Origin of the sequence: Saccharothrix hoggarensis (assembly GCF_042678885.1) — a bacterium.
GTDB lineage: Bacteria > Actinomycetota > Actinomycetes > Mycobacteriales > Pseudonocardiaceae > Actinosynnema > Actinosynnema hoggarensis.
Genome location: NZ_JBHTLK010000207.1, coordinates 1 through 12574 on the forward strand (window position 1 = coordinate 1; position 12574 = coordinate 12574).

At 74.7% G+C, this 12574-nt stretch carries 10 protein-coding genes; 8 read left to right on the plus strand and 2 right to left on the minus strand.

All coding sequences use genetic code 11. The annotated features are described in order from the left end of the window. Positions 1–478 (plus strand): O-methyltransferase (locus ACFQ3T_RS28430; protein ID WP_380727744.1); only part of this gene is annotated, 478 nt, incomplete at its 5' end. A gap of 197 nt (positions 479–675) precedes the next feature. On the opposite strand, the gene ACFQ3T_RS28435 is transcribed toward ACFQ3T_RS28430, so the two are convergent. Next, positions 676–2157: a M16 family metallopeptidase gene (locus tag ACFQ3T_RS28435; RefSeq protein WP_380727746.1), complete on the minus strand. Its 1482-nt coding sequence runs from the start codon at positions 2155–2157 to the stop codon at positions 676–678. Between the two features lie 294 nt (positions 2158–2451). Between ACFQ3T_RS28435 and ACFQ3T_RS28440 the strand changes: the two genes are divergently transcribed. The 5 genes from ACFQ3T_RS28440 (at position 2452) to ACFQ3T_RS28460 (ending at position 9399) form a co-directional block, all read left to right on the plus strand. Next, the gene (locus ACFQ3T_RS28440; RefSeq protein WP_380727748.1) at positions 2452–3435 is read left to right on the plus strand and encodes an iron ABC transporter substrate-binding protein; all 984 of its coding nucleotides are present in this window, start codon (positions 2452–2454) and stop codon (positions 3433–3435) included. Between the two features lie 8 nt (positions 3436–3443). Beyond that, on the plus strand, positions 3444–4940 hold the full coding sequence (locus tag ACFQ3T_RS28445; protein ID WP_380727750.1) for an ABC transporter permease: 1497 nt from the start codon (positions 3444–3446) through the stop codon (positions 4938–4940). Continuing rightward, positions 4937–5959 carry an ABC transporter ATP-binding protein gene (locus ACFQ3T_RS28450; protein WP_380727752.1) on the plus strand — a complete coding sequence of 341 codons (1023 nt, stop codon included), beginning with the start codon at positions 4937–4939 and terminating at the stop codon, positions 5957–5959. The genes ACFQ3T_RS28445 and ACFQ3T_RS28450 overlap by 4 nt, the downstream gene beginning before the upstream one ends. Beyond that, on the plus strand, positions 5956–8379 hold the full coding sequence (locus ACFQ3T_RS28455; protein ID WP_380727754.1) for a non-ribosomal peptide synthetase: 2424 nt from the start codon (positions 5956–5958) through the stop codon (positions 8377–8379). The genes ACFQ3T_RS28450 and ACFQ3T_RS28455 overlap by 4 nt, the downstream gene beginning before the upstream one ends. Positions 8380–8451: 72 nt before the next feature. After that, a complete protein-coding gene (locus ACFQ3T_RS28460) occupies positions 8452–9399 on the plus strand; it encodes an AAA family ATPase (RefSeq protein WP_380727756.1) in 948 nt (315 codons plus the stop codon). 39 nt (positions 9400–9438) lie between these two features. Here ACFQ3T_RS28460 and nhaA read toward each other — a convergent pair whose 3' ends face one another. Then, entirely contained in the window at positions 9439–10728 is a 1290-nt protein-coding gene (gene nhaA, locus ACFQ3T_RS28465) for a Na+/H+ antiporter NhaA (RefSeq protein ID WP_380727758.1), read from the minus strand. A 216-nt stretch (positions 10729–10944) separates the two neighbouring features. Here nhaA and ACFQ3T_RS28470 point away from each other — a divergent pair, with 216 nt between their 5' ends. Both ACFQ3T_RS28470 and ACFQ3T_RS28475 read left to right on the plus strand, forming a co-directional pair. Continuing rightward, positions 10945–11544 (plus strand): GNAT family N-acetyltransferase, encoded by a 600-nt coding sequence (locus ACFQ3T_RS28470; protein ID WP_380727760.1) that lies wholly within the window; start codon positions 10945–10947, stop codon positions 11542–11544. 52 nt (positions 11545–11596) lie between these two features. Further along, entirely contained in the window at positions 11597–12391 is a 795-nt protein-coding gene (locus ACFQ3T_RS28475) for a CPBP family intramembrane glutamic endopeptidase (protein ID WP_380727762.1), read from the plus strand. The last annotated feature ends 183 nt before the right edge of the window (positions 12392–12574 follow it).

Sequence of the window (12574 nt, forward strand, 5' to 3'; positions counted from 1 at the left end):
GCTCCTCGCGGCGCTCGCCGCGGCCGTGCCGCGCGGCGGACGGGTCCTCGAACTCGGCACCGGCGCGGGGGTCGGGGTGGCGTGGCTCGTCTCGGGCCTCGGCGACCGCGCCGACGCCACCGTGACGACCGTGGAGCTGGACGGCGACCTCGCCGCCGAGGTCGCGGCGGGCGGGCTGCCGGACTGGGCCGAGGTGGTCGCCGGAGACGCCGAAGCGCTGCTGCCCGACCTCGGCCGGTTCGACCTGGTCTTCGCGGACGCGGTCGCCGGCAAGTGGACCGGCCTGCACCTGACGCTGGACGCGCTGCGCCCCGGCGGCGTGCTCGTCGTGGACGACATGGACCTCAGCCGGTACACCGAGCCCGAGCACCGCGCGTCGGTCACCGCCGTGCGGATCGCGTTGACGACCGATCCCCGGCTCGCGACCGTCGAACTGCCCGTCGGCACCGGGATCGTCCTGGCCACCCGGCGCGGCTGACGGCGGCGCCCGGCCCCGGTCAGCCTGTTACCGCTCACAAACTTCCGGGACTGAACTCGCGCGGCAGAGCACTCCTGACACCGCACCACGGCCTGACGGCCGACGACGCGCGGAAGGTCGTGGGCACCGCCCAGGACGCCACCCACGCGGCGTGATCCGGTGGGGGCGCGGAACCGGGCCGCGCCCCCACCCGGTGCTCACTCGTCCCGGCTGACCAGGTCCGACGTCCGGTAGCGCAGCGCGGGATCGACGGCCGCGTCGAGCGCGGCGACCGCGGCCTCCGCTCCCCGGAACAGGTCCGGGTCGACCGGGATCACGCAGCCGTGCCGGCCGAACACCGTGCGCGCGCCGTCCTGGACCTCCACCCCGACCACGTCGGCGAACCGGATGGTGTGCAGGTCGCCGTCGTCGTCGCGCAGGGTGACGCCGTCCGTGCCGAGGATCAGCCGCACGCGACGGGCGGCGCCGTTCAGCACGCGGGCCGCCAGCGGCGGGCGCAGCACCCGACCGTCCGGTTCCGGGCCGATCACCCTGGCGCAGCCGCCGACGGCCACCGGCGCGCCGTCCCGGTCCGACAGGTCGAGCGCGACGCCCTCCGGCACGACGAGCAGCGCCGTCCGCAGCCCTTCGGCCATGACCGCCGCCACCTGCTCCGGGGTGACGGCCTTCAGCTCGACCAGCCAGTCCTCGTCGGTGTAGTAGGGCCCGCCGAGCAGCTCGGCGCGGGCGCGCAGGTCCAGCCGGGCGACGACCAGGCGGGGGTCGTCGATCAGCTCGGCGAACGCCGCCAGCTCGTGGTCGACCTCCTCCTGGTCGGGACCGTCGTCGGCGAGCCGCTGCGCGGTGTTCCAGAGGATCTCCGCGACCTCGGCCTCCCGCCCTTCCCGGGCGTCGAGCCAGATGAGGCGTTCCGTCGTCTCGGGACTGACGTCCGCGCGCTCGCCGCCCACGTCGTAGCTGATGCCCTTCTCGCGCCGGGCGGTGGTGGTCAGCCGCTCCTGCAGCACGAGCATGGCGATGTTCCACGGCGCCGACGCCGACGGCCCGGTCAGGGAGAGGCCGGGGCACGGCACGTTCTCGGCGGACCAGCGCGGCCCGTCGGCCGGCAGCGGCTCCTGCGCCACGCGGGCCGGCCGTTCCCCGTCCGGCAGCGCCAGGCGCAGCCCTTCCGGCGGCGGACCCGTCAGGGTCAGCACGGCGTTGCCCTTGGTGAAGTACCGCCTCGCGTGCGCGGCCACCGCCTCGGCCGGGATGCGGTCGTAGCCGGGGCCGGCCCACGGCGCCAGGCCGTAGCCGGACGTGCCGAACCGGCGGGCCAGCAGCGCCGCCGCGGTCGGGTGCGTGACCTGGCTGCCCTCGGCGGCCAGCACGCCCGCCTCCTTCTCGACGCGGTCCAGCGGCAGGTCGGCCAGCGCCCGGCAGACCACGTCCAGGAACTCGACCAGCTGCGCGGGCTTGCCGGTGGCGAAGAACTGGGTGGTCTCCAGCTCGACGGACGCGTTGTGCTCGTAGTGCACGCGCGGCAGCGCGCTCATCGCCAGGTGCTCGATGAGGTGCGTGACGCCGATCGTGCGGAACGACTCGTCCCGCGTGCCGACGCCGAAGGCGAGGGTGGCCGTCATGGGCGCCGGTCCCTCCGCCCAGTAGACGGGAACGCCGTCGACAACCGTCTGCTCCACTGGTCCACCACCCGATCACGGTCCGGCGAGGCCGCGCCCACAGGGCTCTTTTCCCTGTGGTGGCACGGATCGCGCGGGACGCTAGCACGCGGGTGCGGTGGCCCGTCCAGCGTGAATCCGGGTCCCCGGGCTCGCGGCCGGACGCGTGGTGTGTCCGGCGTCGCAGTGGGCGTTATCGTCGCGGTCTTGTGTGAGATTTAGGTTAGCTTTACCTTGTCTCCGCCTGAGCCGCCTGGGGGGTGAGTTCTAGGAGGAACTGCAGTGAGCCGTCGCGCACGCGCCGTTGCGTTGATCATGGCTTTGCTGACCGTGCCGGTCGTCGCGTGCGGCGACACCGGGGACAGCGACGCCCTGGTCATCTACTCCGGTCGCAACAAGGAGCTCGTGGGCGGTGTGCTCGACCAGCTGGAGCAGGCCACCGGGGTGAAGGTCGAGGTCCGGTACGGCAGCAGCGGCGAGATGGCCGCCCAGCTGCTGGAGGAGGGTGACGGCACCCGGGCCGACGTGTTCTTCTCGCAGGACGCGGGCGCGCTGGGCGCGGTCGCCGAACAGGGCAGGCTCGCCGAGCTGCCCACCGACGTGCTGAACCTCGTGCCCGAGGAGTACCGGGCCGACGACGGCAAGTGGGTCGCGACGTCGGCCCGCGCCCGGGTGGTCGCGTACGACCCCCGCGTGGTCACCGAGGCCGAGCTGCCGACGACGCTCGACGACGTGGTCGACCCGAAGTGGAAGGGCCGGATCGCGTACGCGCCGACCAACGGGTCGTGGCAGGCGTTCGTCACGTCGGTGCGCGTGATCAAGGGCGAGGAGTACGCCGCCGACTGGCTGCGGCGGTTCGCCGCCAACGAGCCGAAGCGGTACGACAACAACATCGCGATCCTCAACGCGGTGAACGACGGCCAGGTGCCCGCGGGCCTGATCAACCACTACTACTGGTACGCGAAGGTCGCCGAGAACGGCGCCGACGCGGTCAAGGTGAAGCTGCACTACGCGGGCGGCGGCGACCCGCTGAGCCTGGTGAACGTGGCGGGCGCGGGCGTGGTCGCCGGGTCGGACCGGAGCGAGGCCGCGGTGAAGGCGGTCCGGTTCCTGCTGTCGGAGCAGGCGCAGCGGCACTTCGCCGACGAGACCGCCGAGTACCCGGCCAACCCGACCGTGAAGTCGGGCAAGCACCAGCTGCCGGCGCTGTCCGAGCTGAACGGCCCCGACATCGACCTGTCGAAGCTGTCCTCGCTCCAGCAGACGCTGACCATGCTCCAGGAAGCAGGGCTGTCCTGAGAGGCCCGTTGCGGGCCGCACCGACGAACACCGCGCTCGCCCTGGTCGTGGCCGGGGTCGCCCTGACACCTCTCGCCTACCTCGCGGTCCGCTCCTTCGACCGCGGCGCGGGCGAGGTCGGGCGGGTGCTCCTGCGTGCCCGCACCCTCGACCTGGCCGTGCGCAGCCTCGCGCTGGCGGGCGCGGTGACGGCGGCCTGCGTGGTGATCGGCGTGCTCGGCGCGTGGCTCGTGGTGCGCAGCGACCTGCCCGGACGGCGGGTCGCCGGCGTGCTGCTGGTCCTGCCGCTGGCCGTGCCGTCGTACGTCGCCGGGTTCACGTGGGTGGCGCTGCTGCCCGGGCTGACCGGGTTCGCGGGGGCGTTCCTGGTGCTCACGCTGGTGTCGTTCCCGTACGTGCTGCTGCCGGTGGCCGCCGCGCTGCGGACGTCCGACCCGGCGGTGGAGGAGGTCGCGCGGTCGCTCGGCCGGACCAGCGCGCGGACGTTCTTCTCCGTGACGCTGCGCCAGGTCCGGCCCGCGGCGACGGCGGGCGGGCTGCTGGTGGCGCTGTACGCGTTGAGCGACTTCGGCGCGGTGTCGTTGATGCGGTACGAGGCGTTCACGCTCGGCATCTACACGAGCTACCGGGCCACGTTCGACCGCACGCCCGCCGCGATCCTCGGCTGCGTCCTCGTGGTGCTGGCGGTCGCCCTGACCGTCGGCGAGCGACGGGCGCGGGGAGCCGCCGCCGCCACGCGCGGCCCACGCCGTCCGCTCACCGTGCCGCTGGGCCGGGTTCGCGTCCCGGCGGCGCTGGGCACCGCCGCGCTGGTCGTGCTGTCGCTGGGCGTGCCGGTGTTCAGCCTGGGCTGGTGGCTGGCCGCCGGCCGGTCGGCGGTCGGCGACGACCTGCTGGCCACGACGCTGAACACGGTGTCGGTGTCGGCGTTCGGCGCGGCGCTCACCATCGCGATGGCGCTGCCGGTCGGGGTGCTCGCGGCACGGCACCGCGGCCTGCTGGTGCGCGGCGTGGAGCTGGCCGGGTTCGCCGGGCACGCGCTGCCGGGCATCACGATCGGCCTGGCGCTGGTGTTCTTCGGCATCCGGTTCACGCCGGGCCTCTACCAGACCACGCCGATGCTCGCGTTCGCCTACGCCGTGCTGTTCCTGCCGCTCGCGGTGGGCGCGGTGCGCACGGCCGTCGCCAACGCCCCGCCGGTGCTGGAGGACGTGTCGCGGTCGCTGGGCCGTGGCCGGACCGCGACCCGGTTGCGCGTGACGGTGCCGCTGGCCGCGCCCGGCATCCTCGCCGGGGCCGCGCTGGTCTTCCTGACCTGCGCCAAAGAGCTGCCCGCGACCCTGCTGCTGCGGCCGACCGGCGTCGACACGCTGGCCACCGAGCTGTGGACGAAGACCGAGATCGCCGCGTACGCCGCCGCGGCGCCGTACGCGGCCGTGCTGCTGGTCGTGGCGGCGATCCCCGCCGTGGTGCTGGACCGGTTCCTGCGTGGAGGTGACCGATGAGCGACTTGCGCGTGAGCGGACTCGTCGCGGGGTACGGGCCCGAGCCGGTGCTGCGCGGCCTCGACCTCGCCGTGCCCGAAGGCGGCCTGCTGGCCGTGCTCGGGCCGTCCGGGTGCGGCAAGACGACGTTGCTGCGGGTGCTCGCCGGGTTCCACCCGGTGCGCTCCGGCGAGGTCCGGCTCGGCGGCCGGGTGCTGGCCGACCGGTCCACGCACGTGCCGCCGGAGCGGCGCGGCATCGGCATCGTGCCGCAGGAGGGCGCGTTGTTCCCGCACCTGACCGTGACGGGGAACGTCGGCTTCGGCCTGACGCGGGCGCAGCGCCGGGACGGCCGGGTGGAGGAGCTGCTGGAGCTGGTCGGGCTGTCCGGGTACGGCGGCCGGATGCCCGCGCAACTGTCCGGCGGGCAGCAGCAACGCGTCGCGCTCGCCCGGGCGCTGGCCCCGCGGCCCGGCGTGGTGCTCATGGACGAGCCGTTCTCGGCGCTGGACGCGAGCCTGCGCGACGAGCTCCGCGCCGACGTGCGGGCGGCGTTGCGCGCGTTCGGCGCGACCGCCCTGCTCGTGACGCACGACCAGGAGGAGGCGCTGGGCGTCGCCGACCTGGTCGCGGTGCTGCGCGACGGCGTGGTGGCGCAGCTCGGCGCGCCGCAGGACATCTACGCGTCGCCCGCCGACCTCGGGGTGGCGCTGTTCGTCGGCGAGGCCGTGACGTTCGGCGGCTCGGCGCGGGACGGGGTGGCCGAGACGCCGTTGGGCCGGCTGCCGGTCAGCGGCTCGGGTTCGGGCGCCGGCACGGTCCTCGTGCGGCCCGAGCAGCTGCACGTCGGCGGGGACGGCGTCGCGGCCACCGTGGACGACGTGCTGTTCCACGGGCACGACGCGACCGTGCTGCTGCGGCTGGCCGACGGCACGCGGGTGCGGTCGCGCGTGCAGGGTCCGCCGCCCGTGCGGCCGGGTGAGACGACGGCGGTGCGCGTCTCCGGGTCGGCCCTGTTCTTCACCGGTCACCCGGCATGACCGCCACCGCCGACCTCGGGTTCGCGGCCGGGCTCGCCGCGCACGGCGACCGCACCGCGCTCGTCACGCCGGACGGCGCGGACATCAGCTACCGCGAGCTGGACGACCGCGTGGCGACCGCCGCCGCACGGCTCGGCCCGGTGCGCCGGCTGGTGCTGCTGGCCGCGCGCAACGACGTGGACTCGCTAGTCGCGTACCTGGCCGCGCTGCGCGGCGGGCACCCCGTGCTCCTCACCGCGCCCGCGCAGGTGGCGGCGCTGTCGTCCGCGTACGACCCGGACGTGGTGGTCGACGGCCGGTGGACCGAGCACCGCGCGGGCACGGCGCACGACCTGCACCCCGACCTCGCGCTCCTGCTGTCGACGTCCGGCTCGACCGGCTCGCCGAAGCTGGTGCGGCTGTCGGCGGACAGCCTGGCGGCCAACGCCGAGGCCATCGCCCAGTACCTGGACATCCGCCCCACCGATCGCGCGATCACGTCGCTGCCGGTGCACTACTGCTACGGGCTGTCCGTGGTGAACAGCAACCTGCTGCGCGGCGCGGGGCTCGTGCTGACGGACCGGTCCGTGGTCGACCCGGAGTTCTGGACCGCGGTGCGGGAGCACGGCGTGACGGCGCTGCACGGCGTGCCGCACACGTTCGACCTGCTCGACGCCGTCGGCTTCGAGCGGATGGACCTGCCGAGCCTGCGGTACGTGACGCAGGCGGGCGGGCGGCTCGCGCCCGAGTCCGTCAGCCGGTTCGCGCGGCTCGGCGAGGAGCGCGGCTGGCGGCTGTTCGTCATGTACGGGCAGACCGAGGCGACCGCGCGGATGGCCTACCTGCCGCCGGAGCTGGCGCTCGCCCACCCGTCGGCGATCGGCGTGCCCGTCCCGGGCGGCGAGTTCGACCTCGCCCCGGACGGCGAGCTGGTGTACCGGGGTCCGAACGTGATGCTCGGCTACGCCCACCGCCCCGCGGACCTCGCGCTCGGCCGCACGACGCACGAGCTGCGGACCGGCGACCTGGCCCGGCGCACGCCCGAGGGCCTGTACCAGGTGATCGGCCGCAAGAACCGGTTCCTCAAGCTGTGCGGGCTGCGCGTCGACCTCGACCGGGTGGAACGGGTGCTGGCCGAGGAGGGGTTCGAGGCCGCCTGCGCCGGGGACGACGACGTGCTCGTGGTCGCGGTGCGCGGCGTGGTCCGACCCGCGGCGCAGCTGGTGCGCGCCAGGTTCGGCCTGCCCGCCACGAACGCGCACGTCGTCCGCGTCCGCGAGATCCCCCGGCTGCCGAACGGGAAGGTCGACTACGCGGCGGTCGCCGCGCTCGGCGGGCGGCGGCCCTCCGGCTGCGGCTCGGTCGCCGAGGTGTTCGGCTCCGCGCTCGGCGTGTCGGACGTGCCGGGCGACGCGACGTTCGTGGACCTGGGCGGCGACTCGTTGAGCTACGTCCGGACGTCCGTGGCGCTGGAACGGGTCCTCGGGCACCTGCCGAAGGACTGGCCCACCACACCGGTCGCGGAACTGGAGGCACGACGGGGGCCGGCCCCGGCGCGCCTGCCGTCGATCGAGACGAACATCGTGCTGCGGGCCCTCGCGATCGTCCTCGTGGTCGGGTCGCACATCGGGTTCTTCGACATCACCGGCGGCGCGCACCTGCTGCTCGTGGTGGCGGGGTGGAACTTCGCGCGGTTCGTGCTGCCCGTGCCGGCGCGGATGCTGCGCAGCGCGGCGCTGATCGCCGTGCCGTCCGCCCTGTGGCTCGCGTACCGGGTGGCCGTGACCGACGACGTGACGTTCGTGAACGTGGCGCTGGTCAACAACTTCGTGCTCACGGGCGCGGTCGGCTACTGGTTCGTGGAAGTCGTGGTGCACGCGCTGGTGGCGCTCGCGGCCGTGTTCGCGCTGCCGGTCGTGCGGCGGGTCGAACGGGCGCACGGGTTCGCCACCGCGGTGGCGTTCCTCGGCGCCGCTCTGGTGCTGCGCCTGGGTCTCGACGCGACGCACTCGTTCGCCGAGCGGAACATGACGACGGTGGGCGCGGTGTGGTTCTTCGTGCTCGGCTGGGTCGTCCAGCGGGCGGAGGCCCGGTGGCAGAAGGCCGTCGTGCTGGTGCTGGCGCTCGCGCTCATCCCCGGCACGTTCGACGACCGGTCACGGGAAGCCGTCGTGGTGGTGGGCCTGGTGCTGCTGGTCGCGGTGGCGCGCGTGCGGCTGCCGAAGGCGGTCGTGGCGGCGGTGACGCTCGTGGCGAGCGCGTCGCTGTACATCTACCTGACGCACTACGCGGTGTTCCCGGCGCTGCTCGACCACCTGCCGCGGTGGCTCGTGGTGGTGGCGAGCCTGGTCGCGGGCGTCGTCACCTGGCAGGTGGCCGAGCGTTACCGGCGGGTGGCGGCGCGGTGGTGTCGCCGGGTGTTGTCACGACGGGGCGGCTGACGGCGACCGGACGCCCTTTCGCATACGTGCCCCGCGGCGCGGGATCATGGGCCTCTACCGACCGGAGGCGCCGTGACCGAGCTTCCCGTGCACCCGTCCGCCGGGGACGTCCTCGCCGGTCTGCCCGACCCGGCGCGCCTGGCCGACTTCACCGCGTCCACCGGGGGCGCCGCCGCCGGGGGTGTCGCCGCCGGGGGTGTCGCCGCCGACCTGCTGGTCCGGCTCGACCTGGCGGGCCACGCGACCGTGGACCGGGCGGCGCTGGTCGTGGCGGCGTCGGAGGAGTCCGAACGGCTCGGTGACGTCCAGGTGCGGCCCGAGCACCTGGTGCTGGGGTGGGTGCGCGCGGCCGAGGGGCGTGGCGCGGCGGCGCTGGCGTTCGCACGGGAGCAGTTGCAGGCGGTGATGGCGGACCGGGCGCAGGCGCGGTACGAGCGGCTGCGGCCCCTGCCCCGCCCGGACGCCGCACGTCCACCCCGGACGGTGCTGCTCGCCGGCGTGCCGGGCACCGGCAAGAGCACGTTGGCCGAGGCGTTGGCCTGGCGGCTGAGGGCCCCGGTGTTCTCCCAGGACTGGCAGCTGGGCGCGCTGGTGCCGTTCGGGGCGCTGCGGGACGACAACACGGCCCACCTGGCGGAGGTCGCCCTGACCGCGTCGGTCGCCCGGCAGCTGCACCTGGGGCTCGACGTGATCGTGGACGCCACCGGGCACCGGCGGGAGACGCGGCGGCGGTGGCGCGCGGTCACCGAACGCCTGGGCGGCGTGTTCGTGGGCGTGGAGTGCGTGTGCTCGGACGAGCGGGTGCAGCGGAGCCGGGTCGAAGGCCGGGCTCGCGGGATTCCCGGCTGGCACGCGACGGTGTCGTGGGAGCACGTGCTGCGGATGAAGGGCCTGTGGGAGAGCTGGGACGACCCGCACCTGGTCGTGGACTCGGCGACCGAACCGCCGGAAGCCGGGCTGCGCCGGGTCCTCGACGCGGTGGAGGGCGACGCCCGAGCCGGCCCGGCGTCGCCGGCCTAGGGTTCGGACTGTTGGGGCGGTGATCGTCGGGGCCACGTGTCAGCGCACGTCACGCTGGTGCACGTCGGGCACGCCGTCCTGGTCCTCGTCGCGCGTCTCCTCCTCGTGGATGCGGCGGTACACGCGGTTGCGGGCGCGGAGGATGACGGTCGCGACGAGCGCCGACAGCAGCGACCCGAGCAGCACGCCGACCTTCGCCTGGTCGTGCTCGGGCGACCCCGGGTCGAACGACAGTTCGCTGACCAGCAGCGACACCGTGAACCCGATGCCGCCGAGCACGGCGAGCCCCACCACGTCGACCCAGCCGAGGTCGCTGTCGAGGGTGGCCTTGGTGAACCGGGACACGAGCCACGTGCCGAGGGTGATGCCGACGGTCTTGCCCAGGAACAGGCCGAGCACGATCCCCGTCGTGACGCCCTGCGTCGCGGACGACAGCAGCCCGTCGACACCACCGACCGAGACACCGGCGGCGAAGAACGCGAACACCGGCACCGCGAACCCGGCCGACAGCGGACGCCACCGGTGCTCGAAGTGCTCCGCCAACCCCGGCCCCTCCCCCGCGCGCTGCCGCACCACGGGCACGGCGAACGCGAGCAGCACCCCGGCGACGGTGGCGTGCACACCGGAGGCGTGCATCAGCGCCCACGTCAGCGCCGCCAGGGGCAGCAGCGCCCACCACGACCGCACCCGCCGCTGGACGAGCACGGTGAACACCACCAGCGGCAGCACCAGCAGCGCCAGCGGCACGGGCGACAGGTCCTCGGTGTAGAAGACGGCGATCAGCACGATCGCGATCAGGTCGTCCACCACGGCGAGGGTGAGCAGGAACGTGCGCAGCGCCGACGGCAGGAACCGGCCGATCACCGCCAGCACGGCCAGCGCGAACGCGATGTCGGTGGCCGTGGGGATGGCCCACCCGGACAGCGCGGTGGGGTCCGTCGCGTTGACCGCCGCGTAGATGACGGCCGGCACGGCGACGCCGCTGACCGCCGCCGCGACCGGCACGGCGGCCCGCCGCACGTCACGCAGGTCGCCCGCGACGAACTCGCGCTTCAGCTCCAGCCCCGCGACGAAGAAGAACACGGCGAGCAGGCCGTCGGACGCCCACTCGACCAGGCTCAGCCGCAGGTGCAGCGCCTCCGGGCCGACCTCGACCGCGCCGAACGACTGGTAGGACGCCGCCCAGGGCGAGTTGGCCCAGACGAGGCCGAGCACCGCCAGGCCGAGCATGAGGACCCCGCCGACCGTCTCCAGCCGCAGGATGTCGCCGATCCGCTTGGCCTCCGGCCACGAGCCGCGGCTGAACAGGCTTGTGGTGACAGGTCGCACGGGCGGCTCCAGGCGTCGTCGGTACCGACGCCGACCAGACTTCCCGGCACGCCATGCCACACGGGGTGGCAACGTGACCCGACACTACCGGCCGCCGGTGAACGCCGTGCGTCGCGCGTGCGGCGTCACGAAGGCGTGCCCCGTGGGGGCGGAGGACTGACTACAGTGGCACGTCCACCGGTCAGGGGGATTGCGCCATGAGCACAGTGACCGAACGTGAGTCCACGAGTGGCCGCACGACAGGTGCCCGCCGTGCGTGACGCGGTGGTGATGCCATCCGGGTGGCCCCAGGACGCCGTGGTGCGCACGGCACGGCTGCGCGTCGAGCCCGTCCGGGTCGCCCACGCCGAGGCGATGGCGGAGGTGTTGGCCGATCCCTCGCTGTACGAGGTCATCGGCGGCGCCCCGCCGACCGTGGCGGAACTCGAGTCCCGGTACCGGCGTTGGGAGCGGCCGTCGTCCGACGACGGACGCGAGGGTTGGCTGAACTGGGTGGTGCTGCGCGACGCGGACGACGTCGCCGTGGGCGCCGTGCAGGCGACCACGACCGCCGGCGCGAACGGGACGACGGCGGAGCTGGCGTGGGTCGTCGGCGTGCCGCACCAGGGTCACGGCTACGCCACCGAGGCCGTCACCGGGGTGATCGCCTGGCTGGTCGAGCGCGGCGTGCGGGACGTGCGCGCCCACATCGCGCCGGACCACCTGGCGAGCGAGGCGGTCGCGCGGCGGATCGGCCTGCGCGCCACCGGCATCCTCCGCGAGGACGGCGAGCAGCGGTGGCGGCTCCACCCCTCGCCGGCGCCTCCCCGGAACTAGGCCATCGGGTGGCCCGAGTTGACCTCGACGCCGGCGCGGGTTATCCACGGTTGTGGGCGATGACCAGAACGAGCCGGTTCCCCCGGACGACCGGCTGACCGCGCCACCGCCGCCGGGCGGTGTCCCGGCGCGCCGCGGGCGGACGGGCCTGGGGTTGGTGGCCGTGTTCTTCGCGGCCCAGGTGACGATGCTCCTGGCGTCCGTGGCGGTGTTGCTGACGTCCACCGGCGCCGACCCGGCACGGCTGGAGGACGGCCGGTTGCTCGCGCTGCTCACCGTGCCCATCTCGTTGGCCGGTCTGGTGGCGGTCCTCGGCGCGGCGTGGCTGGGCGGTGGCCCGAAGGCCGGGCGGGCACGCCGTGAGCTGGCGTTCCGGTGGCACGGTCGGGACGCCGCGATCGGCCTCGGGTTCGGCGTCGGCGGGTTGGTGATCGCGCTGCCGGCGGCGGCGCTGTGGGCCGCCTGGGTGGGTTCGGAGCAGGCCAGTTCGGCGGTCGGCGACGCGTTCACGGGTCGCGACCTCGCGCCGACGGCGGCCGTGGTGGCGTTCCTGGCGGTGTTCCTGCTCGCGCCGATCGGCGAGGAGCTGCTGTTCCGGGGCGTGCTGTGGCGTGCGCTGGAGCACTGGGGCTGGAACCGCTGGGTGGTGTTCGCGGTGACCAGCCTGGCGTTCTCCGTCGCGCACCTCGAACTCCTGCGCACGCCACTGCTGCTGGTGCTGTCGATCCCGATCGGCCTGGCCCGGCTGATCACCGGCAACCTGCTGGCCTCCGTGATCGCCCACCAGGTCAACAACTTCCTGCCCGCGATCGCGCTCCTCCTGGCCACGACGGGCGCCCTGCCGTGACCCGGGCGCGGCGCCTACCGGACCCGCCGGAGCGCGGCTGGAGCACATGCGCCGGTTCTTCGCCCAGCTCGCCGACGACATGGCCGGCGGGCCGAACACCGTGGGCGGCGACGTGGTGGCGGTGCTCGGCGCGCTCGTCCTCGCCGTCACGCCGGACGACGCCGACCGGCTGGCCGCCGCGCT

What these genes read in the sequence shown, in the direction of transcription:
- ACFQ3T_RS28450 (WP_380727752.1), top strand. Translation starts at nt 4,937, where the DNA reads ATGAGCGACTTGCGCGTGAGCGGACTCGTCGCGGGGTACGGGCCCGAG.
- ACFQ3T_RS28455 (WP_380727754.1), top strand. Translation starts at nt 5,956, where the DNA reads ATGACCGCCACCGCCGACCTCGGGTTCGCGGCCGGGCTCGCCGCGCAC.
- ACFQ3T_RS28440 (WP_380727748.1), top strand. Translation starts at nt 2,452, where the DNA reads ATGGCTTTGCTGACCGTGCCGGTCGTCGCGTGCGGCGACACCGGGGAC.